At 29.3% G+C, this 23,627-nt stretch carries 14 protein-coding genes; 8 read left to right on the top strand and 6 right to left on the bottom strand.

What is annotated here, in order from left to right:
- Nucleotides 1-73: 73 nt before the first annotated feature.
- The gene (locus ACYEKI_RS18875; RefSeq protein WP_459212770.1) at nucleotides 74-1,180 is read right to left on the bottom strand and encodes a FecR family protein; all 1,107 of its coding nucleotides are present in this window, start codon (nucleotides 1,178-1,180) and stop codon (nucleotides 74-76) included.
- A gap of 155 nt (nucleotides 1,181-1,335) precedes the next feature.
- On the opposite strand from ACYEKI_RS18875, the gene ACYEKI_RS18870 reads away from it, so the two are divergent.
- Nucleotides 1,336-1,935 (top strand): RNA polymerase sigma factor, encoded by a 600-nt coding sequence (locus tag ACYEKI_RS18870; RefSeq protein ID WP_459212769.1) that lies wholly within the window; start codon nucleotides 1,336-1,338, stop codon nucleotides 1,933-1,935.
- A 21-nt stretch (nucleotides 1,936-1,956) separates the two neighbouring features.
- Here the strand turns inward: ACYEKI_RS18870 and ACYEKI_RS18865 are convergent, their stop codons facing one another.
- On the bottom strand, nucleotides 1,957-2,586 hold the full coding sequence (locus tag ACYEKI_RS18865; RefSeq protein WP_459212768.1) for a Crp/Fnr family transcriptional regulator: 630 nt from the start codon (nucleotides 2,584-2,586) through the stop codon (nucleotides 1,957-1,959).
- 493 nt (nucleotides 2,587-3,079) lie between these two features.
- On the opposite strand from ACYEKI_RS18865, the gene ACYEKI_RS18860 reads away from it, so the two are divergent.
- The 7 genes from ACYEKI_RS18860 (at nucleotide 3,080) to ACYEKI_RS18830 (ending at nucleotide 13,122) form a co-directional block, all read left to right on the top strand.
- A complete protein-coding gene (locus ACYEKI_RS18860) occupies nucleotides 3,080-4,672 on the top strand; it encodes an AAA family ATPase (protein ID WP_459212767.1) in 1,593 nt (530 codons plus the stop codon).
- Nucleotides 4,673-4,675: 3 nt separating this feature from the next.
- Nucleotides 4,676-5,641 carry a hypothetical protein gene (locus ACYEKI_RS18855; RefSeq protein WP_459212766.1) on the top strand — a complete coding sequence of 322 codons (966 nt, stop codon included), beginning with the start codon at nucleotides 4,676-4,678 and terminating at the stop codon, nucleotides 5,639-5,641.
- 68 nt (nucleotides 5,642-5,709) lie between these two features.
- Nucleotides 5,710-7,497 (top strand): type I restriction-modification system subunit M, encoded by a 1,788-nt coding sequence (locus ACYEKI_RS18850; RefSeq protein WP_459212765.1) that lies wholly within the window; start codon nucleotides 5,710-5,712, stop codon nucleotides 7,495-7,497.
- A complete protein-coding gene (locus ACYEKI_RS18845) occupies nucleotides 7,497-8,849 on the top strand; it encodes a restriction endonuclease subunit S (protein WP_459212764.1) in 1,353 nt (450 codons plus the stop codon). The genes ACYEKI_RS18850 and ACYEKI_RS18845 overlap by 1 nt, the downstream gene beginning before the upstream one ends.
- A gap of 10 nt (nucleotides 8,850-8,859) precedes the next feature.
- Complete coding sequence (locus ACYEKI_RS18840) at nucleotides 8,860-11,844, top strand: type I restriction endonuclease subunit R (RefSeq protein ID WP_459212763.1); 2,985 nt, start codon at nucleotides 8,860-8,862, stop codon at nucleotides 11,842-11,844.
- Nucleotides 11,845-12,303: 459 nt separating this feature from the next.
- A complete protein-coding gene (locus ACYEKI_RS18835; RefSeq protein WP_459212775.1) occupies nucleotides 12,304-12,462 on the top strand; it encodes a transposase in 159 nt (52 codons plus the stop codon).
- A 369-nt stretch (nucleotides 12,463-12,831) separates the two neighbouring features.
- On the top strand, nucleotides 12,832-13,122 hold the full coding sequence (locus ACYEKI_RS18830) for a helix-turn-helix domain-containing protein (RefSeq protein ID WP_459212762.1): 291 nt from the start codon (nucleotides 12,832-12,834) through the stop codon (nucleotides 13,120-13,122).
- 105 nt (nucleotides 13,123-13,227) lie between these two features.
- Here ACYEKI_RS18830 and ACYEKI_RS18825 read toward each other — a convergent pair whose 3' ends face one another.
- The 4 genes from ACYEKI_RS18825 to ACYEKI_RS18810 form a co-directional block, all read right to left on the bottom strand.
- Complete coding sequence (locus tag ACYEKI_RS18825) at nucleotides 13,228-14,484, bottom strand: tetratricopeptide repeat protein (protein WP_459212761.1); 1,257 nt, start codon at nucleotides 14,482-14,484, stop codon at nucleotides 13,228-13,230.
- 1 nt (nucleotide 14,485) lies between these two features.
- On the bottom strand, nucleotides 14,486-15,793 hold the full coding sequence (locus ACYEKI_RS18820; protein ID WP_459212760.1) for an AAA family ATPase: 1,308 nt from the start codon (nucleotides 15,791-15,793) through the stop codon (nucleotides 14,486-14,488).
- 625 nt (nucleotides 15,794-16,418) lie between these two features.
- Complete coding sequence (locus ACYEKI_RS18815; protein WP_459212759.1) at nucleotides 16,419-22,046, bottom strand: AAA family ATPase; 5,628 nt, start codon at nucleotides 22,044-22,046, stop codon at nucleotides 16,419-16,421.
- Nucleotides 22,047-22,283: 237 nt separating this feature from the next.
- On the bottom strand, nucleotides 22,284-23,360 hold the full coding sequence (locus tag ACYEKI_RS18810) for a hypothetical protein (RefSeq protein ID WP_459212758.1): 1,077 nt from the start codon (nucleotides 23,358-23,360) through the stop codon (nucleotides 22,284-22,286).
- Nucleotides 23,361-23,627 lie beyond the last annotated feature (267 nt).

Below are 23,627 nucleotides of genomic sequence, written 5' to 3'. Positions count from 1 at the left end.
ATAGCTTTGTGTAAACTCTTTAGTTTATGGGGAATGGTGTCCTGCCGTGGAAAGTTTGACTTCGTTCCCTTTTTTATTTTATTATTATTGTCTTTGAATTTATTTCATATTCATTTATATACTTCGCGCTTTTTATAGTCATCAAAATATCTTCTATCTTTTGATTTTTATTTAATGTTCCTGTAAACTTAAGTTCTGCTATTTTTTCATCTTTAAATATTATATCGACATCATACCATCTTGATAAAACCTTCATTATTTCTTTTAGCGATTTGTTTTTAAAACTAAACACACCTTCTTTCCATGATATTTCATTATAAACTGATATTGGTTTAACGGTGATATCCTTTCTATCTAATTTCGAAACTATAGATTGCTGATTTGGTTTCAGAGTCTTTTTAATATTAGAAGTACTTATATCTACAGTTCCTTCTACTAGAGTCGTATAAGCATATTTTTCTTCTTTATAAGCTTTTACATTAAATTCTGTTCCTATTACATTAATTTTCTGGCTTTCATGAAGAACACTAAAACTTGCCCCCCCATATTCTGTACTCGAAGTAACATCAAAATAAGCTTCTCCATATAATAATTCAACAGTCCTTGATTCTCCTCTAATAAAGCTTACTGGGTATTTTATTCTTGAATCAGAATTAAGCCATATTTTAGTTCCATCAATTAGCTGAACAAAGAAATGACCTCCTCTAGGTACTGATAGAACATTGTATTCTGATTCATACTTATCATTACCTATTGCATTACTATAAAATAATCCCTCTCCATTACTATCAACGATATCATTCATAAAGGTTTCTCCTTCTTTCAGATTAATCTCATTTCCATTATTCAATGTTAAAATTGCCTTGTAACTACCTGTTGAAATATTTGTTTGAGTAAACTCCGTCTCTTTATAAAAATTCTCTTTACCCTTAAAAAGAACTGATATCGAAACAATTACACCAACAAAAAGTGCTGCATACACAAAATGTTTCCATTTTCTTTTTCTATGCTTAGGATTATTTTTTATATATCTTATTAAATGTTTTTTCGCTTCATTCGTATCAAAATTAATTGTAGCATAATCGATCAAATAATTAACCTTAACATATTCTTTAAAATATTTTTTATTTGATTCATTTCTGAGCCATTCGATTACATCATTCAATTCTTTATCTGTCATATTTGACGGATTTGTCAGATATTTAATTATTAATTTCTCTTTTTTCTTTTCTATGCTCATCTATCAAACAATAGTTTCTATTATTATGACACAGTAAAAACCCTTTACCCCTATTTTATTTTTATTTTTTTAATTTTACTCCAAACAAACACCTCTTGGAATCTAAATTTAAACATAAAAACCTATTATTAAACGAGTTAAAATCCGGAAATGAGAAAGCTTTTACATTTTTAATGGAAAAATACCACCATCAATTATGTACTTATGCTAATAGCTTAACTAAAAATCCTGATGAATCTAAAGATATCGTCCAAACAGTTTTTATAAAATTGTGGAATAAAAGGATGGATATTGAATATATACTTTCTATAAAATCTTATCTCTATAAATCTGTATACAATGAGTTCTTAAATTCTATCCGAGGAGCAAGAGAGTTATCTTCACTTGAGAAAGAACATATAAAAGCAATTGATAATATTATTGTTGAAGAAAAGGATAATTCATTAGAAAAGAAAATTAATATTATTAATCAAGAGATACAGAATTTACCTCCAAAGTGTAAAAAAGTTTTTATTCTTAGTAAACAAGAAGGGTTAACTCATAATGAAATTTCTGAATATCTAAGTATTTCAATAAAAACAGTAGAGAATCATATAACTAAAGCCTTCAAAATACTTAGAGACAATATTAAGGATAATTATAACTCAATACTGTTCTTATTGTTTAATCGTTTTATAAATCAAAAGAGGAGCTAAAACTTATAAAACGCTATTCTTTTATTCGCAAATCACAATATCCTTAGCTAAACGTTTTATTTTACATTCTTTTTCTAATTCTCTTAATGCTTTAAAAATAGCTCTAATACTGGTATTCATATCATTTGATAGCGTTTTTATATCAATTTCAAATATAGAAGTTTCTAGCTGTATAGCTGTTTCTTTTAAAAACGAGAATAATCTATCTTTTAATACATTAGACTGTATTGTATTCAAATTCATTAATATTAAATCTAAATTGATTTGCATTGTTAAAAAATAAGCTTTTTCAAATTTAGGATATTTTGTCTGCCATTTATCAATTATATATTTAGGCACCCAATGAATTTCAGCATTAGTCATTGTTGTATATATAATATTCATAGGGTTACCTGATATCATATTCATATCATCAATTATAAAATTATTTTTAGCATTAAGATAATACAGAAAAAACTCTTTATTTGATATATGCATTGTTACTTTAATAACCCCATCTGTAATCAATCCAACATAAGGAACTAAATTATTCGATGAAGTAACTATATCATTAGGTCTATATTTAGTTTTTTTTCCCTTCTTTAATAATTCTAATTTAAAATCTTGTTTATATATATTCTGGTTAAAAAAGTCAATATTATTTTGATTCATAATTGGATTTTTTAAGATATTACCATCAGTTATTATAATTAATCACTCTATAATTTTCTCAAGAATATGAGTTCATTTATTATATATCCTGACACAAAAAAAACCTCTCCCCCTTGCTTTATTCTATAATATTTAATTTTCATAACTATTTAAAGACTCATATTATCTCTCAAATAAAACAAGAATTATCCTACACATACTAAACAAGTAACTTCTCACTTATCGAACCTCAAAACAATAAAAACCAAAGACTTACAAAAAACATCGAAACAAAAAAAGCCTTATAAACAGTTGTTTATAAGGCTTTTGTACTGAAGACAGGGCAAATATCGAACTTTTTAGAAAATGATGCCGAGTTAATTCTTAGTAAATCAAAGGGATTGATTATGCTTTAAATTTTCTATTTGACATAAATATTGACTAGTTTTTTCAATTAAAATTCTTTCATATTAATTAATTTTAATCTTTAAATCATAAAAATCATTCTCAACTAATGAATCATAGAGCTAAAACAATATCTTTTAAAAACTTTAGACGATTTAAGGACTTTCCAAAATTAGAACTTGGAAACATAACCTATATGGTAGGACGTAACAATTCTGGTAAATCTACCATGGTAAAAGCAATACTATTGATTAATGATTACCTACAAAACCAACTATCTGATACATTTGCATTTGATAACAAAGTTTTAGAAGATGCTAATATTGTAACCTTCGGTAGAGCTAAAAATAATAAATCTGAAGAGCCATTAGTTTCTTTTGAATATCAAATAAATGAGTTTCATTTTGAGATTGTTATTTCAGGTAATGAAAATGATACAAAAGCAAAAGTAAACTTATTTAGTATAAAAGATTCTATAAATGGAATACGATTAATAATAGACTACTTAAATGATAATATCACAATAAATAAAAAAGTTGTAGAAGAAGGAGAATTAGATAGTAAAAGAAGTAATGTAATCCAAGAGCTGGAAAAGGCAGTTGCTGAATTACGAATTGAGCGAGAAAAAATTAAAGAAGAAGGTTCTCCAGAGGCTCTGAAACTTCAACATGCTCTGGTTACTACCTCTGAAAAGTTAAAGGCAGCTAAAAGATTTTTTAATAAAGACATAAAAAAGAAAGGTGATGGTGAATATACATTACAATACCCTGTTTCATTTATTTTAGAACAGAATAAAGATAAAATTCAATCTGAAAATTTTATTAAGAATCTTATTGATGAATTTATTTGGGTTAATGATATAGAATCTAAAAATAAACCAAAAGAAAAGTTATCTAAAAATGAACAGCAAAATGTATTAGCTCTAAGTAGAAACAATAAACATTTGAACGATTTTTCTTCAAGAATAATAAATGTATTAAACCAACAGGATTTTCATTATATACCTGCAAATCCTACAAAGCAATCTGCTTTATTTTATTTAAGAGATACAAACAATATTCTGTCTCAGGCAATTCATCAATTTCATCAATTAGGTATTGAAGAGGGTGAAGAAGAGTGGATATTTGTTGAGAAATGGATGTCTTCCGAATCAGACAAAAATGGACAGGCTTTAGGTTTTGACATTGGAGATAGTTTTAAGATAAACATGAGAGCAGGTGAAGCCTATGAATTCAGTGTTTTTGAAAAAGGAGTAACTAAACCTGAATCGCTCTCTGATAAAGGAATGGGGTCTTTACAGGCTATGATGCTTATATTAAAAATAGCAAGTCTAATTAGGTTAAATAAAAAGCATAATAAACAATTAACCATTCTTATTGAAGAGCCTGAATTAAACCTACATCCAGCTTTACAATCTAAATTAACAGACTTCTTTTATGAGATACATGACAAATATGGTTTCAATTTTATTCTAGAAACACATTCGGAGTATATGATCAGAAAATCACAGGTTTATACAAATGAAAATAAATATGGTGAAAGTAAATCGTTAAACCCAAATCCTTTTAAAGTTTATTATTTTTCAAAGGATTCCAATACTCAACCATATGAAATAATATACCGTGAGGATGGTAAATTCAAAAATGATTTTGATAGTGGTTTTTTTGATGTAAATACAGAATTAGCGTTTAAAATATTGTAGTAGATGAATATTTATATTGATAAAACCAACTTGGAATCTTTCTTAGGACAGAATGAAGATCCTTTTTTTGATAATATTTTAAAACTATTAAAGGAACAACTTAATATTCACTTTAACTTTTCGAAAGAAACTTTAAAAGAAAATAAAAACCTTTCTTCATTAATTCCACTTTTAACAAGTGGCGTTGAACATACAAATACAACATTTGATAATAGTTTTCCTGAGAGACCATTAAAAACCAATACCACTATAAGTTTTGACTCCAATCAATTATCATCGATCTATTGGCTCGATGACGAAGGAGGAGAAAAACTATTTAACTCAGGTGCTGTTTTAATGGCTTTACCTGGACACGAAATTAATGAGACGAAGAAAATATTTCTTAATCAAGACGGGTATGTTTTTAAGAAAAGGTGGAGAATAGGAGAAGAAGGATTCTTAAAATGGGAAGATTTAAAGGAATATACCCTTCCGTTAACAGAAATAATAATTTGTGATCCTTATATTTTGTCAAAGAAAAACGGTGATGAAACGATTCATAACCTCTACGGAATAATCGAATTACTTACAAAAGTATCAATGAATAAAGTTAGTTTAGTTTTGTTTGTTAAGCCCGATGCAGTAGATTACGAAATAGATTTTGTGAAAACAGAATTAAGTAAAAGATTAAAAAACTCCACAAATAAAAAGTGCAATGTTACAATTGTAAAAACGAACAATGAACATGATCGGACTATTTTGACAAATTATAAAAGAATTAATTCCGGGGATTCATTCACTTATTGGAATGATAGCGGTCTACTTATATCAAAAGGAAAGGAATTGAATTATGAAAGTCTAGGTGATAAGGAGAATTTAAAGTATGCTAATCAAAGGGTAAAAGACTTTCAAGAAATATTAGATTTTTTAAAAGAAAACAATACAGATTATATAATAGGTGATAGAAAATCTGGTTTCTTGAAGTTCTAATCTTTTATATTCCTCCACAATATTCGCATATTTGCAAAACAAATTATTAGCAGAATTAAAGCCTTTACATGAGCGATAAAAATACTAAAGTAGACGTTGGATTTATTTGGCAAATAACCGATGATGTATTACGAGATGCCTTCAAAAAAAATGAAATTGGTGATGTCGTATTACCTTTTGTGGTTATCAGAAGGTTAGATTGTATTTTAGAGCCTGTTAATACTAACGTAAGAGAAACCTTTGAACGCTTTAAGGATAAATTATCTTCAGAGAAGCTAGTACCTGTTTTGCGTAAAGCTGCTGGTGGATTAAAGTTCTATAATACTTCTCAGCATACATTACATTCTTTAAAAGATGAGCCTCAGTACATAGAGATTAACTTTAACAATTATTTAAATAGTTTTAATCCTGAAGTTCAGCAGATATTAGAAAGTTTTCAATTCGATAAAATAGTAGCGCGCTTAATTAAAAACAAGTTACTCTATGAAATGATTGATGCCATTTGTAAAATAGATTTACATACCGAGGCTATAGACAATCATGGAATGGGGTATGTTTTTGAAGAGTTGATCAGAATATCAAACGAACAATCTAACGAAACAGCTGGTGAGCATTTTACCCCAAGAGATGTTATTGAGATAATGAATAGTTTCTTATTTGCTGGCGAAGAAGATAAACTTGCTCAACCAGGGGTGATCCGTACAATCTTTGATCCTGCATGTGGTACTGGGGGTATGGTAAACTTGGGTAAAAAGTATATTTTAAACAAGGTTTGTGCCAACAGTAAACATAAACCAACTATTGTTACTTACGGTCAGGAATTAAACGAACAATCTTTTGCAATTGCTAAATCAGAAGCTTTAATTACTGGTGAAGAAGCTAATAATATTAAGCATGGTAACTCGTTTAGTGAAGATCAGTTCCCTGGTAAATCCTTTCACTATATGATGGCTAATCCACCCTATGGTGTAACTTGGAAAAAAGACCGAAAATTTATAGAAAACGAAGCTTTAAACCCTTCTGGTCGTTTTTATGCAGGTACACCAAGAGTTAGTGATGGGCAATTACTTTTCTTGCAACATATGCTTTCTAAAATGGAGCACGAAGGTTCTAGAATAGGTGTAGTTACCAATGGTTCTCCTTTATTTACTGGTAATGCTGGTAGTGGAGAAAGCGATATTAGAAAATGGATAATAGAAAACGACTGGTTAGAGTGTATAGTTGCCCTACCTAAAGATTTGTTCTATAACACAGGTATAAATACCTATATCTGGTTTTTAACCAATAATAAAGCTCCACACCGTAAAGGTAAAGTACAGTTAATTAATGGTGATGCTAAAGAAATCATTAAGACAGAAGGTACCGGTAAAGACAAAGAGCAACACCTGTTTTGCCAGCCCAACAAAAAGAGTTTAGGGAATAAGCGTAATGAAATCACCAAAGATCACATATCTAAATTGTTAAACCTTTATCAAAGCTTTGAAGATGGCGAACATTCTAAGATATTTAACAATGATGATTTTGGATATTATCAATTAACCATAGAACAACCTAAAGTTGATGAAGCTGGTAAATCCATTGTTGACAAAAAAGGACAGCCTAAAGCCGACCCAAAGAAAAGAGATACTGAAAATGTGTCTTTAACCGAAGATGTAGAAAACTATTTTGAACAGGAGGTAAAACCTCATGTGCCGAATGCTTGGATTGCCTTTGATAAAACTCGTATTGGTTATGAAATTAATTTTACCAAATATTTTTATAACTATAAACCTTTACGACTTTCTAGTGAAATAAAGACCGAAATCAAAGTTTTAGAAAGTGATATAGCTAAGCTGTTAAAAGATCTATTTAAGTAATGGGAAAGGCATACATTACATATAAAGATAGTGGGGTTAGTAGTTATGGAAGAATACCTACAGATTGGCAAGTTTCAAGATTTAAATATTTTTTCACCAATTTTAAAGGATTAAGTATAACGAAATCTAACTTACTAGATAAAGGAATTCCATGTGTAAGCTATGGAGATATCCATTCTAAATTTGGTTTTGAATTAATTCCTGAAATCCATAATCTGAAATCTGTTTCTGAGAATTATTTAATAAATAATAGTAATGCCTTGTTAAAAAAAGGCGATTTTGTATTTGCAGACACATCAGAAGATTTAAAAGGTTCTGGAAACTTCACATATCTTAATTCAGATGTTGACACTTTTGCTGGTTATCATACTATAGTTATTCGTCCAAATCAAGTTTGTCAAAATAGATTTTTTGCATATTTATTTGATTCAATTTATTATAGGTCACAAATTCAAAGGTTGGTTAAAGGGGTAAAAGTCTATAGTATAACCAATAGGATTTTAAAAGATACTTTTATATTATGTCCCAGTGATTATGAACAAGTCCAAATAGTATCATACCTAGACTACCACACCAACAAAATAGACCGATTAATTGCAAAAAAAGAAGCTTTAATAGAAAAACTAAAAGAGCAACGACAAGCTATTATTAATGAAGCCGTCACAAAAGGTTTAAATAAAGAGGTTAAGCTTAAAGACAGTGGTATTGAATGGTTGGGTGAAATACCTGAGCATTGGGAGGTTGTAAGATTGAAGCACCTTACAGATTCTGTAGATACGGGAAAAACACCACCAACTAATAATAAGCTTTATTTTGATAAAGGGAGTATAAATTGGTTTTCACCAGGAGATTTTATTTCACTTTTTTTAATTAAATCTAATAAAAAAATAACTAAACTAGCAGTTAAAGAATTAAATATTAAGCTATATCCTAAAAATACAGTTCTTCTCATTGGAATTGGTGCAACCCTTGGAAAGGTTGCTATAGTTGTGGAAGAATGTTTTTCTAATCAGCAAATTAATTCTATTCAATTTAAAGAGGATGTATTAAGTCCTTTTTTCGGTTTATTTTTTTTAGATTCTATTAAAGAGGTTATAAAAAATGAATCAAATTCGTCAACAATGGCAATATTAAATCAATCTAAAACGAAAGAATTATTATTAACAGTACCACCTTTAGATGAGCAAAATAAAATAGAAGATTTTATTAAATCTAAAGTTGACCAATTTGCTCATAGTATCGTGAAAATTCAAACTTCAATCCAAAAACTTAAAGAATATCGTCAATCTTTAATTTCAGAAGCAGTAACAGGTAAAATAGATGTTAGAGATTGGGTAGCACCTAAACAATAAAATTTTAATAATGGCAGGAGGAACTAAAGAAATACATTTTGAAGATCATATAGTAAATTATTTAACTCAAAAGGTAAATGATTACACTTTGGTGCATAAAAATAATTACGATAAACAGCTATGTTTAATATCCTACGATGTTCTTCAATTTATAAAAGAAAGCCAGCTTGCCAAGTATCAAAAAATAGAACAACATTTTGCTGAACAAACCGATGATAAAATCATTGAAGTTGTAGCCAAAAGTTTACGCAATAACAAAACCTTAAAAACCCTTCGTAATAAACTACGTATAGCTGGAGAGCGTTTAGATTTGGTGTATTTTAAACCATCGAATAATAAAACACCAGAACACGAAGATTGGTATCGTAAAAATAAATTGTCTGTTATTAGGCAATTGGCCTATTCAACAAAAAACAATAATGAGTTAGACCTTTGTTTTTTTATTAATGGTATTCCTGTTGTCACAGCCGAATTAAAAAATGCTTTAACAGGGCAAAATCATCACAATGCCATTAAGCAATATATGCAAGACAGAGACCCTAAAGGCGAACCATTATTGGAGTTTCAGCGTTGTTTAGTTCATTTTGCTATAGGCACCGAAAAAATCTTTATGACTACGCGTTTAAGTGGTAAGTCAACCTTCTTTTTACCGTTTAACAAAGGGGTAAGAAACGAAAACAATTCAGGGTTTGCAACCTCATATATTTGGGAGGATATTTTAAGAAAAGACTCAGTATTAGATTTGGTACAAAATTATATTAACCTTCAAGAAGATACTGATAAAATATATGATGAAAAGACCAAAACGGTTGTAGAAAAGAAATCTATCAAACTACTTTTTCCTAGATTTCATCAGTTAAAAGCTGTAAGACGTTTATTAGAACAATTAAAAACCGATGGAACAGGAAAAAACTATTTAATACAGCATTCAGCAGGATCGGGTAAATCGAATACCATAACATGGTTGGCATACCGTTTGGCAAATTTTTACCAAAGTTATACAGACACAAAGGCCTTGTTTGATTCTATTATTGTGGTTACCGATAGGCGTGTTTTAAATACACAGATTCAGGAAAATATACGTCAGATAGATAATATTCCAGGAATGGTTGAGTATGTTGATGAGAAAAAAACAGCACAAGATTTAAAACAAGCCATAAAAGAAGGGAAACGAATTATAATTACCACCATTCAAAAGTTTCCAATTATATCTGATGCAACCTCTGAATTTCCAAATAGAAATTATGCTATAATTATCGATGAAGCTCATAGTTCACAGTCTGGGGAAACATCGAGACATATGCGAAAAGCTTTAAGTTTAGAAGAAGCTGCAAAAAAGGATACGGTAGAAAAAGACTTAGATGAAGTTATCACAGATGAAATAAGCAAAAAGGGACAGCAACCTAATATTTCTCAATTTGCTTTTACAGCAACACCAAAGCCTAAAACTCTAGAATTGTTTGGATCTGTACAAGCTTCGGATGGCGATAAGAAGCCTTTTGATTCATATACCATGGAACAAGCCATTAAAGAGGGCTTTATTTTGGATGTTTTAGAAAATTATATGTCGTTTAAACGTTATTATAAACTTATAAAACGTAGTGATATAGATGATAAGGAATATGAAAAAAAGAAGACAGTTCGTGTTTTAGGTAACTATGTAGATTTACAAGATCATGCCATTGAGAAGAAAGCACGTATTATTCTAGAACATTTTGCAACCGAAACTCAAAACCAAATACAAGGTAAGGCAAGAGCTATGTTGGTAACTAAATCTCGTTTACATGCCGTACGTTTCAAACGAAAGTTCGACGATATAATGCGAGAGATGAAATTGCCTTATGAATGTTTAGTTGCTTTTTCTGGTACAGTGAAAGATGATGAAACAGGTGAAGAATATACAGAGTCTAAAATGAATGATTTAAGAGGTAGAATAAGTATACCAGATGCTTTGAAATTACCTAAATATAGAATTTTAATTGTAGCGAATAAATTTCAGACAGGGTTTGATGAACCAATGATGCATACGATGTTTGTTGATAAAAAACTTGGAGGAACGAGCACAGTTCAAACTCTATCTAGGCTAAATAGAAAAGCACTAGGGAAAGATTCTACCATGGTTTTAGATTTTGTCAATGAACCAGAGGATGTACAAGCTGATTTTCAACAATATTATGGAAAGAATTATATAACAAAGGAAAACCTAACTGAACTAGATGCAATTTATGACAGCTTAAATCTAGTTGAAAAATTTGAGCTGTACTATCCACAAGAAATAGAAGCTTTTGCTGAAATATTTTTTAAAGGCTCAGATAATTTTGAGGAATTACAACCTATTTTAAGAGAAGTAGTTCATCGTTTTGAAGATCAATTTAATGATGAAGAACAAGCTGATTTTAAAAGTGCAGCGAGATCTTATGTTAAACTGTATCGATTCTTAAGTCAAATAATCACCTATAAAGATGTTGAGCTAGAAAAGGTGTATATTTTCTTAACAGCTCTTATAAAAGTATTACCATATGCGAAATCTAATCTCCCGCTTCATGTGGTAAACGATGTAGAGCTCGATAGTTATAAAATACAATATAAATATACACAACATTTACAATTAGAATCTAAAGATGGAGAACACCTAAGGTTAAATCCTGGTGGCGCATCATCTAATACAGAAGATGAATATGATTTCCTTACCAAGATAATCAAAGTATTAAACGATACTTATGGTATTGATTTAACCGAAGAAGATAAGGTTGAGTTTAAGAAAATGAAGGAAAATATATATGCCAATGAGGAGTTGATGTCCTTCTTTAATAATGTAAACTCTAGAGATAATATTAAAGATAAGTTTAATGAAGAAATAGATTCTGAGCTTTTAAACTTTATTGATAAGAAACTAGAGTTTTACAACAAAATGACAGAAGATAAGATAAACACTATGTTTAAAAATATGTGGTTTAATGAATTGTATGACTCAAGAGTTAGAAATATTCAATAAAAAATCATTTATCATAAAATGAGTGTTTAAGTAGAATTTTGCTTAAGAAAAATTTTAATTTAGGCAGAAAAGAAGATTAAACAGATTTTGATCAAAACACTTGATCTATTTATATTGAGAAAATATTTTTTTGGTAAAAATCGGCATTCATATTTATACAAAAGAACATTAATAGTAGGAGTAATTAAAGAAAGTGTACTAGTCTCAATAATTATGGTAAGAAAACTATTAAAAGTGTTTTTTTTGGCACATATGACATCGACATTGTTCAAGATAAAAAGTGACTTTAAATCAGATTTATTTAAAAAAAATTAAATTATAAACAACCTTTCAGAAAAGATTTAATATTTACTTCTGAAAATGAAACTTTTTATTTCCTAAAATAAGTTAAAAGAAAATAGATTTAAATTAGAATTAAAAAAATGAAGCTCTTTCTTTTTCTTCTTTAAAGCTTTTACTATTGTAGCAAACTCTATCAGTTTAAATTATCAATCTATACTTAATTATTTTGATAATCGAAGTACAAATGCAGCAGCAGAATCTTTTAATGCTAAAATAAAAGCCTTTAGATCACAATTTAGAGATCTAAGAAACGTAGAATTCTTTTTTAATACATAACCATCTTATTTTAATCCGAATTTACCTACATATACTAAACAAGCTTTTTTTCAATTATCGAACCTCAAAACAATAAAAATCAATCATTCACATAATACTACAAATAAAAAAAGCCTTACAGACAAATGTTTGTAAGACTTTTGCACTAGTAAAAGACAAAATATCGATCTTTTTAGAAAATAATGCCGAGGTAATTCTTAGTAAATCAAAAGGATTGATTATGCTTTAAGTTTGCTATTTGACATAAATTTAATTTAACATTTATCACTAAAAGGAAATCTTTTCATCATAAATTCTTAACTCATTATAGGGTATTACTTGATTATACTTGTTGAAATTTATTTTGTAAACTAAAATTTTTATACAATTATGAAAGTAAAATACATTATGATGAAAACTAAAGCTTTTCATAAACTAATTAATCAAGTAACTCAAAATATTATGGCAGAAGTAAAGCCTTTAATTGACACTAAAAAATTGAAAGATGAAGATGAATGGTTAACCCCTAAAGAAGCTAAAGAAGTTTTACGAATTAAAAGCACTGGTAAATTATTAAGGTTACGTAATGATGGTTTTATAACTTACGCTAAACACGGTAACATTACTGTTTATTCTAGAAAAAGTATCATGGAGTTTTTAGAAAAATGTATCGTGAATTAAACTCTTATTATTTAAAAAAGAGGTGTCAGTCGACACCTCTATCTCTTTATATGAAGGTTAAGATTGCTTTATATTGCAAACTTAAAATATCTCTTAAGTATCATTTTATTGATTATCTTCTTTGATTAACATATAATTTGCTATCCATTGAAATGCTACAAATCCAAAAATAAATACTATGGTCATCGAGTTAACTAATTTATCGTTCAGAAAAGTATATACGATTGCATTCAAACCTATCACAGCTAAAGCAATAGTATAAATTAAAAGTCCATATTTGTTTTTTGATAATGAGAATATAGTACTTAATGGAAGCATCATTGTAAAACCAAAAACTGCAATAGCTAACATCTTATCATCTGATAAAATAAAGTATAGAAATACCCCTATTATAAATGTTATAAAACTTATCGCAACAAGGTTTGAACTCATTTTTCCCTTTTTATCCAGTAGCAATTGCCCATATTTATTAAATCGTAAAAACAAATTACTTATTGGTGTAATTACCCATGTAGAAAATGCAATTAAAGCAAGCGCTATTATCAAAGGGGTTAGATACGGCTGTAACGTCTCATTATTACGAGCTATACTCCTTAAAACTCTAAAACCAATATAAAAACCTATAAGAACTGCCCATTGATACTTCGATGTTAAATTTCCTATCCAAAATGAATATTTCAAAAACATACGGTAGATAGGGTTTGAAGCCTTAAGCGCTTCAAGCATTCCTGATTGAGCATAATAAAAATTAGGATCACTAGAAAGAGCTTCTTTAAAATGATTAAGCGCTTTTTTATGATTTCCTGTTTCTAACAAATTCCACCCATAGTTTGTATGAGTATAAGAATTATTCGGGTCTTCTCGCAAAGCACCTTCTATCGTTTCAAAAGACTCTTCGTTTCTATTGAGCTTGTTTAAAGCTGTACTCCTTGTGTTTAATGCTAATAAATTTTCAGCATTTATTTCTAATGCATTATTAGCTGTATTAAGTGCAGTGTGAAACTGTTTACGTTCTAATTTGATATGTGCTAATAGTCCTAAATAATCTGCATCATATGGATCTATTTCTATTGCCTGATTAATATACCTTTCTGCTTCGTTCAATTCATCTTGATGAATTTTGACACGAGATTTTATGTAGAATAAATAAGACTCGTCAGGTGATATACTTATGGCACTATCTATTATTGTATTTGCTTTTTCAAACTTATCTTGTTGCAGGTATATCTCTGACAGTTGAGATAAGAAATGAATATTATTTGGATCTTCTATAAGTAAATCTGCAAGAATCTTTTCGGCTGCCGAAAACTTTTTCTGTTGAATAAGAATTTCAACTTTTGACAATCTATTATCTCTAACCATATTATTTCTTTATTTTCATATAAGTTAGAATATCATCATAAAGCCCTGAATCATTCGCGAACATTGCAAAGTTTTTTGCTGTAGTAAACCACTCTTGAGTACTTGGTTTATGCTTTTTTACAGCGCTAATTAAATCTTTTGTTTCGAGTGGTTTCGGAATTCCATCACTAAATGAATCTTCAAGTTTTTGTTCTATTGCAATATCTATAATAGCATCGATGTCTGCACCAGAATATTGTTGTGTTTTTTTGGCTATAGTTTGAACATCAATAGTACCTATGGGTTTATCACTAAGTTTTAGTTTTAAAATTGATGCTCTCGTTATGATATCTGGAGGTGAAACAAAAACAATTCTATCAAATCTTCCGGGACGCCTAAATGCCGGATCTAAATTCCATGGTGTATTGGTTGCTCCTATAATTAATATACCTTCATTAGAATTATTAATTCCATCTAATTCTTGCAAAAATTGATTGATCAAGTGTCGACTACTAGATTGTTTCATGTCACTTCTACTTGCTCCTAAAGCATCTATTTCGTCAATAAATAAAACACATGGAGTATTATTTCTAGCCAAATCAAATATTTCATGTAGGTTTTTTTCGCTATTCCCAATCCACATATCAAGAATATCATTTAAACTAACACTTATAAATTTGGCATTCACCTGTCCAGCTGTTGCTTTGGCTATATATGTTTTACCACAACCAGGCGGTCCATAAAGTAAAATACCCCCGCCAATTTTTTTTCCATAAGCTTTATATAGCTCTGGATGAAGAAGTGGTTTAATAATTTTTAATTCGATTTCTTTTTTTACAGTTTCCATACCACCAACATCATCAAAATTGATATTGGGTTTTTCTAGAAATCGATTATCAAATTCTTCTTCAGTTGCTATAACTTCGATAACTTCTTTTTGACGTAGTTGACTATCCAACTCTTCATCAAAATAATCGGGGTCTATAGCAAGTGCTTTTTGATACGCTTCAATTGCTTTGGCTATTAACTCTTCTTTTAAAAGACCTTTTGCATAAAGTATAAAAATATTTATCTCTTTCGTTCCGTTATCTATAAGTTCTTCTAAAATCACATTACAAGTAGAATAGTTACCTTTTTTAAAATATACGGTTGCAAGTCCGATTTTAGCTTTTATATCATTGGATTTTGATAGAATATTAGAATATTCAATTTCTGCTTCTTCTAATCTGTTTAAAGTGACTAAGGTTTCAGCTAATAAAAGTTGTAATGGAATATTGTCAGGCGAATATTTTAATGCCTCACGTAAATCTTCTATTGTATTCTCGTTCATATTATTATAACTATTGTATCGTTTTTTGATATTTTTGTAATCATTTCTTCTTGGTTATATTTAATTAAGAAATGTTATACAAGTAATAGCTAAAATAATATTATTTCCAAAACTAAGGTATATTGAAAAAGAATGATTTGATGAGTTTTTTTTATTCTTTCTCAGTTAAATAACTGTCCACTCAAAAGTTTTAGTTTATTTAAGAGTCTATGAACAAAATAAAACTAGAATACATAGCAATACGGGGAAATACATGAAGCGAAAAAGACAAAGTACAATTGAACCTGTCTTTGGAACGCTAATCTAATTTATAAGATGGAGAAAGATCAATAACTATAGATATACAACAAGATAGTAAGGTGATGATGCTTTATGCTATTACGTATAATCTCAAAAATACCTAAAATTCTCTAAAAACCTGAGCAAGAGTATTGCTAAAATCAAGACTCTTATTTGTAATTCTCTATATGTTAAATTGGGGACGTATTATATCTCTTTTAAGGATCTTTAATTTTATTAATTTATTCTTAATCGATAAAGTAGCTCTTTAATAAGATTTATTCTCTTCTTTTATATTTTATAATTATTGACTTGTTCAATAGCTACAAATGTTGTGTGTAGTTTTTTATAGTTTCAATCTATATGAATATGGTTTTTCATGACTAAAGAAATCGCAAATTTTTTCAAAATAGTCTTTACGACAAACTAATTCAACTCCTTCTAATCTTGGTATCTCATCTGAAATTCCTGCAATAGCACCATTACCTACATAGTCTGCTGACCAGCGATTTAGTTTTAAAACAATCTCTCCTAATTCATTCTTTGCCGCTAATCCATTCGTATATTTATCAATTTGTAAGTTCAACCAAAAAACAAGCTTGGTATTTAACCATAATACCTTATAGTTTTCTAGCATATCTAATTGCTGAATTAATGATACACAAAGTAATTCATCAATTCCGTTCATGTCCATTTCTTCCCACAGGTGAGGTGGATATATTCTATATTGTGAAAATGGAATATTTTCCGCAAGGTTAGGGTTAAAAACAACTCCTTCAAAAACTCGATACTCTTTGCTTTTACCATATTTTACTTCAAACAACTCATACTCGTAATAACCAACCCGAACCCAATCATTTAGGTCAACATTTTTTCTTGCCCACTTATTCTCAATCTGAGAAGGTCTGGGTAAATCTGGGCGTTTGGTATATGATTGATTTTGAGCAATAATGGTTTTATAATCAATTTTTAAAAAATCGTATAGGTCAGGTTGGTCTGGATAGCTTTCAAATTCCTGATATAACTGTGTATTGATAAGCTCAATTTGATAATTTGGTGAGTAAATATTATTTACAAATCGATTTATCATTCGGTTACCTAAGAATTGATATTCTTTCTGAAATTCTCTGTCAAAAGAACTCAAATATTTACCTACAACATTATCAAAACTAAATCCTTTTCTACTAATTGTATTATTTCGATAATTTATATTCGCAAAAAAACTGACCGCGTCATTTTGGGCAGAATAGAACAGCTTGTGACCATTTAAATCTGTAATAAATCTCTTGTCTAATAAGTATGTTACTATCAGATTGACTAAATAAAACTTCGATGGCACGAGTTCATCTAATTCGTCTCTAAAATTTTGAACATACTCCTTTGAAGAAGAACTAATGTCAAATAATATTTCAAGAACTATAATTAGATTACTTGTTAAAAAGAACTTATGATTTTGCAGAAACCACTTTGTTGGTTTAACCATTTTGTTCGCGTGGTGTTCATATAAATAACATAATCCCGAAAATACCCAGTGATGTCTTTCTGTTGTATTTGATACTAAGCGTGTAAATAAAAGGCAAATGAAAACTTCTTCAATGTTCAGGTTCAGTTCATCTTTTAGGATTTCATTCCAATAAATTGTTTTTTGTACAGGAAGTCTAAAATCAGTAGCTTTATAGAGGTTAGACCACATCTTTTCTATAATATCTTTGTTGTAACCTACTCCTATCAAATTATTTATTAGACCACTTGATACTGAACGATTGTAACCTCCTATTTGCGTAAATTTTTCAATTTGATTAGTTAAAGATTTAATAGCAATATCTTTGTTTATATAAAATGCCTTTTCAAAAGCTTGTTTGTTCTTAAAGCTGTTGTACGAACCATCCTGTTCGTATACAAATTGAGAAATCCAGTAATGAGCTGAAATGTCATTATCATTATCAAAAATAATAGATAATTCAACGTTTGGGTTTTTCCGGTATTTCTCATGTTCTCGGACTATTGTATCAACTAATTCTTCGATTTCAGGTGTCAAAAACTCCAAATCATCAAAGTAATAACATAGCGAAATAAGGTCTGTATCCTTTATTTCATTTTCAGAAAAGTGTTCAATCATTTCTGAAGCAGACATCTCAGAAAATTGTTTACGAGATATACTCTGAGCTTTAAATGTATCTAATAAGTTTATCGTGTAAGGATAAGTCTTTTTCTCAGGTAAAGCACCCTTTGCATTAAAGCTTTCTAATTCAAAGTGCTTTAGGATAGAATTCAGTTTTTCAATGAATGAGTTATTAAAACCATTATTCTTTCTATTAGTTAATTTTTGAATTATATTCTCTGTTAAAGTCTTTGCTAATATGTGGTTACCGTTTTTTAACTTTTCAATTAGGTTTAATCCATACAACAAAAAGTCTTCATCAGCATCTACTGGAAACGTAAGAAAAAGAAAAGCTTCAACGGTCGGGTTAATATTAGTATCTGAGTAAATTAATAAGTCTTGAAGTTGCCTTTCATATATCCAATAGTATGACCTTTTAATCTGCGATAGTAAGTAAAAGCTTGCTTCTTCATGATTAACTCTAAAGTATTTTTGATACCATTCTACAGGAAACCACTTTGTGTTCTTACCGTCTGTATGGTCAGTTACTGCATTTATTAGGGATTTTATTTTTTTGATATACTCATTACCTGATACTTCGTTTATGTTTGAATAACTCTCGATAGAATATAGTAGGTCTTCAATCGTTCTATCTCTGCGAAAAGTGTAGCCGATAAAGAATTTCAATCCCTTTTGAAAATATTTATCCGCCTTTCCTTTATCATTATTTAAAGCATATTGTTTTGTAAGCCTAAAGCAATATCCTGCAAGATATGAATGAAGTTGGTATTTTTCTTTTTCATTAATAAGATTTACAAATTCATTGATTATTAATGTTCTATTGGTATCGTTTGAGTATTCCTCAAGTAGTTGAAATAATTTGTCGGTAGGTAATGGCCCTCCGATATTTTTTTGAATCTCAGTAGTAGTTTTATGACTAATTTCAACAAGTATTTCTATTATTACTTTCCATTCAAGTTCAGTTTTTAAATGCTTTAGTCCGTCACTAAATGAATTATATAAATAGTCACCCAAAGAATGCAAGTCACTTGTTCTCGGATTTCCTTTAAATGGCTCTGTATCGTAAATTAGAAACTTAAAGGCTTCTTCAATTTTTGAGTAATCTACACCCTCTTTTTTAGATATAGCTTTTTTAAGTTTTATGTAATAGACAATCCAATTATAAAACCAATTTTTTGCCGTAAATAATTTTAAAACATTGTTAATTGTATTTTCATCCTCAATATTTACATCTATTTGATTAAAAAACAAGTCAATTGTAGATATTTCTCTATCAAAAAGATTATTAAAACTTAATATTTCATTTGCAAGGGTTAATAAATCTTTTTCAGTTTTTGCTATAGGCTTAGTATAGTTACATATTTTAGATAAAACATCATCGTACTCATATAATTCTTGCAAATAATCACTATCGCTATAAATCTCAAGTTCATTTGCAAAAACGGAGACATATCTTTTATGTTTTTCTAAAACATCTGTGGCTATCTTAGCTAACTTTTGAGTTTCTCTCAAAACCAATAAACCTCTAATAAAATATCTAAACTCGCTAATTGAGATTTCTTTTCGATTTGCAAAATAGTCGTCATAATACAAATGCCAAGGTGAAGGTTCATTATTCTGGTCACATAAATAACAAGCTTCTAAACCCGTAAGTAAAGGTAAGGTAGGCTTCTCCTCAAAAGCTAAATGTTCGGAAACCGATTTAAAACCTTTTAAATGCCCAAGAGCTGAAAAGTATAAATGAAAATCGTCATAATAAACATCTTCAGTAGAACTTAAAACTTTATTTAATTCATTTGCAAGAATTATGTTAGGAAAATCCACATTTTTTATGGCTGATTTTGCCATAAAGTAATAATTATTCTTAACTGCGTCAAATGAATGCCCATTGTATATGCTTTGAATTATGAAATCAGTTGTAAGATAGCCTAATACGCTATCATAATCACCGGTATCAAAGAGTAGCTGAAAATAAAAACGATAGGCTTTTGTATAGTTAAAGAAGTCTTTTTCTTTAAACCAATCAATTATTGGTTTAAAAATGGCACGGTTAATATCTATTTCGTCTTCTTCTAACTTTTCAAGGATAAAACGACGGAAACTCTCATGGTAAATTATAACACCACCATTTGTTAACTTTTCATTGAGTATTGGTTTTAGCGCAGTTAGCGCCTTATCCACATTTTTTCCTTGATGTGTTATTTCCCTTAACTCTAACTTAGTAAGGCTAAAATTTGCACCTGATAATATTTGTGGAACTGTTTTATCTAAATTTAACTTGTCCAATAAGTATTGATAGTAATCTTTCAGGTTGTAGTTATAGGCAGGAAGTAAATTTATTTTTTGAGTAGTTAATACTTGAATTGTTTTAATCTCTTCTACCAAATAGTTTAAATACAATGGATTTCCATTACTCTTTATGGTTAGTAATTCATGAAGCTTTTTCTCGTCCTGCAGTTCAATATCAGAGATTTGATTTTTAGCAAAATAATCTAATGTCTCTGTATCTGTCCATTTAGGTATATTTAATGTCTCATATCCATTTAAGGTGTTGAGTTCATGAATTGGCTGAGATACAAGAAGAATTTTGATATTGTCTGAAACATTCAAATTATTTATGGCATCAATAATTGCAATGTCATTTAATGTTAGTTCTGCTTGCTTATAGGAAAAAACTCTTTCGATGTGATCCAAGCCATCAATTATTACCAATGTATCCTTATCAATATTTTGAAGCAATTGATTTAATTCATAAAGGTTGCTTGCATACCTTTTATGTTTTGTGTCTTTCAAATGCGGAAAAGCATCTAATATTTCTTTTATCAAATTGCCATAGAAAACATTTAATGTAATTCTTTCCGTTGAAAATCTGTCTTTTAATTCGGTATAACAATAATGTCGTACAACATGAAAGCCTTTCTCTTTTAATCTAGATTGCAGGTTTTGGACGAACCATGATTTTCCGCTGCCTGGCTCTCCTTGAAGTATTATTTTATTAGTTCTTTCCAGTTGAGTAATAAAGGAATTTATGTTGTCTTCAGTTTTAATATTCCGTTGGCTGTCAATCGGAAAAATTTGCTCAATTGAACCAAAGTCAGTTTTGATATTAAATTTGATAAAAATATCGTTTGTTCTAATTCCTAATCCTCTACTACGGCTTCTTGTTATAAGTTTTAGTAGTTCTAATGCAAATGACTTTATGTTGTAATGTTCATTTGGATATGTCCCAATACCCAATCTTGAGATTTGATTTGATATAATGGCTTCAAGTTCTCCCGAAAAATCTGTATTTAAACTTTGTTTAGGGAAGTTAGTTTCAATGATGAAATCATTACAAAAGAGTTCGAAATCTGTTCTATTAATTGATGAACTTTCAGTTCTAAATTTTCGCCAAGAACTTTCTGGCTCATTTCCAGTCGGCCAGAGTTTATCAATATCTATTTCAAAGACCTTTGTTATATTATTTTCAAATGTTTTTGGTTTTGATGATACTTTTAAAAAATCGATCAATTTATCAGTTGGTTCATTCCATGCTAAACAAGTCCTGTAATTATATGCTCGATTACTATTCCAACTACGAAACAAATCATAAAAAGCTAAGTCATAATTATTCGATGTGGCAAAATCGTCTTTTGTTGCTGTGTGGTCGGACAGTTCATTACTATACTTTATTTGTTTTTTGAATACACCATTAGAATTCGATATTGTTAAATCGTCAAATTTATCGTCAGAATGTTCTTTGCTATCAATTGTAAATACGCTATCATTCTCGTTTAATAATTCTTCCAAAACAAAAAACGCAGTAAGTAAATCCTGATATTCGTATCCTTCATGTGCTGTATTTAATGGCATTTGTTACTTCTTTTTTTATTGTTGATAAAATGTGAGTCTAATAGATTTTATCACTCTATTTCATGACTGTAACTGATATAGGGAATTATGCACAACGTTCCTTGTATATAACATATGCTGCCCTCGGCAGGCAAACGGAATATACAAAAGACGTTATGCCCATGCTGGGCATACATAATAACTTCAGACTTTGCTCTGAGAGCAGTCCGAAGTCTTAGTTATTGGCGGTTCGTTATTTTAAAAATCAACATCTTCCTCATTCATAACTCTATTTTCAAGATATTCGAGGAGCTTTTTGTGATTTTCAATTCCTGATTTAATTACATTTTCAAGTGTTTTTTCAGGCATAAAAAAATCTCTTCCAATCATTTCATCAAATTCATCTTTCCTTTCTTTAAAAAAAGGTACTTGATTATATAGTTCTGAGTTCAATTCAAGATCTGCTATTTCCATTTTGTAAATTGCATCTCTTGATGAATAAGTAGCCATTGAACCCATTACACTAAATGGATTTGCATTAATATTCAATCCGTTCATAACAGTATAACTAAATGGTTCGTGACCAATTCGTAACATCAATAATCTGTCTTTATATAAATTTAGATTAGAACTATCTTTCTCAATAGCCTTACTAATACACAAATAGCTCACACTTGCCATCATTTGTTGAGTATCTATGTCATCTGATAGATTTTGGTCAAGCATCATTAAAAATACTGTGCCAAGAGCTGAAAAATCGTTTACTTCTTTTAATTGTCCTGGATTTGATTTTACAGAGCGATAAATCTGCATAAGCAATTGACGGGCATCTGTTACGCTCTCTTGTTGATATTGTGCATTTGCTCTTTTGGCTAACGATACTATTTCAGGTTCATTAGAAGTTTGCTGATTATCTTCTTTCAGATACTCAATATCAATATTTCTGTCATGCATATGTAAAATGCAGTTTTCTACTTCACCGTTTTTCATTTTTACAGTCAATCCATAATCTTCTCCGTTGAAGTCCACCCAACCAAATGGTGACTGAGCCTGAACTGGAAATCCTCTCAAAACTATTTTATCAGCAGTTTGACTTACAATACGCATTGGTTTTGGTGTCATTTGAATATTGTTTTGCCAAACTGGGTGATTCTCGTCCAAACTAAATACTGTTACAATAAAACCATCACCATACCTAACATTATATCCTTCACATCCATTAATGTTTGGTTCTACTTTTACAGCTCGTCCTGCTCCACCGTGAGGGCCCGAAACGTGATTACCATTTTCATATCTTATATGGTCTGGAGATTTAAATACAAAATCTAAATTCATATTATCTTATTTTTTTATGTCAGGTTCAAATTTGTACAGAATGACAGGCTTTTCTAATAACTGCCTACGTTTAATATGTAAAAAGATATATGCCCTTTATACTTCATATATATCTATTTCATAAGTTTTTAATTTAATTAATTAACTCATTACAAAAGATTATAATACTCAAAAATCGATAAGTAACCGTGGCTTTTTTCTGACTGTAAGAATATACTTTCCTTAATTTATAAGCGTAATTACAAAAATCATAATAATGAAGAGGTT

It is taken from the genome of Aquimarina rhabdastrellae (assembly GCA_947387485.1).
GTDB lineage: Bacteria > Bacteroidota > Bacteroidia > Flavobacteriales > Flavobacteriaceae > Aquimarina.
This window is presented reverse-complemented; position numbering and strand designations above follow the sequence as displayed.

What these genes read in the sequence shown, in the direction of transcription:
- ACYEKI_RS18825 (WP_459212761.1), bottom strand. Translation starts at nt 14,484, where the DNA reads ATGGTTAGAGATAATAGATTGTCAAAAGTTGAAATTCTTATTCAACAG.
- ACYEKI_RS18875 (WP_459212770.1), bottom strand. Translation starts at nt 1,180, where the DNA reads ATGACAGATAAAGAATTGAATGATGTAATCGAATGGCTCAGAAATGAA.
- ACYEKI_RS18830 (WP_459212762.1), top strand. Translation starts at nt 12,832, where the DNA reads ATGAAAGTAAAATACATTATGATGAAAACTAAAGCTTTTCATAAACTA.
- ACYEKI_RS18815 (WP_459212759.1), bottom strand. Translation starts at nt 22,046, where the DNA reads ATGCCATTAAATACAGCACATGAAGGATACGAATATCAGGATTTACTT.
- ACYEKI_RS18850 (WP_459212765.1), top strand. Translation starts at nt 5,710, where the DNA reads ATGAGCGATAAAAATACTAAAGTAGACGTTGGATTTATTTGGCAAATA.
- ACYEKI_RS18860 (WP_459212767.1), top strand. Translation starts at nt 3,080, where the DNA reads ATGAATCATAGAGCTAAAACAATATCTTTTAAAAACTTTAGACGATTT.
- ACYEKI_RS18810 (WP_459212758.1), bottom strand. Translation starts at nt 23,360, where the DNA reads ATGAATTTAGATTTTGTATTTAAATCTCCAGACCATATAAGATATGAA.
- ACYEKI_RS18855 (WP_459212766.1), top strand. Translation starts at nt 4,676, where the DNA reads ATGAATATTTATATTGATAAAACCAACTTGGAATCTTTCTTAGGACAG.
- ACYEKI_RS18845 (WP_459212764.1), top strand. Translation starts at nt 7,497, where the DNA reads ATGGGAAAGGCATACATTACATATAAAGATAGTGGGGTTAGTAGTTAT.
- ACYEKI_RS18820 (WP_459212760.1), bottom strand. Translation starts at nt 15,793, where the DNA reads ATGAACGAGAATACAATAGAAGATTTACGTGAGGCATTAAAATATTCG.
- ACYEKI_RS18840 (WP_459212763.1), top strand. Translation starts at nt 8,860, where the DNA reads ATGGCAGGAGGAACTAAAGAAATACATTTTGAAGATCATATAGTAAAT.
- ACYEKI_RS18865 (WP_459212768.1), bottom strand. Translation starts at nt 2,586, where the DNA reads ATGAATCAAAATAATATTGACTTTTTTAACCAGAATATATATAAACAA.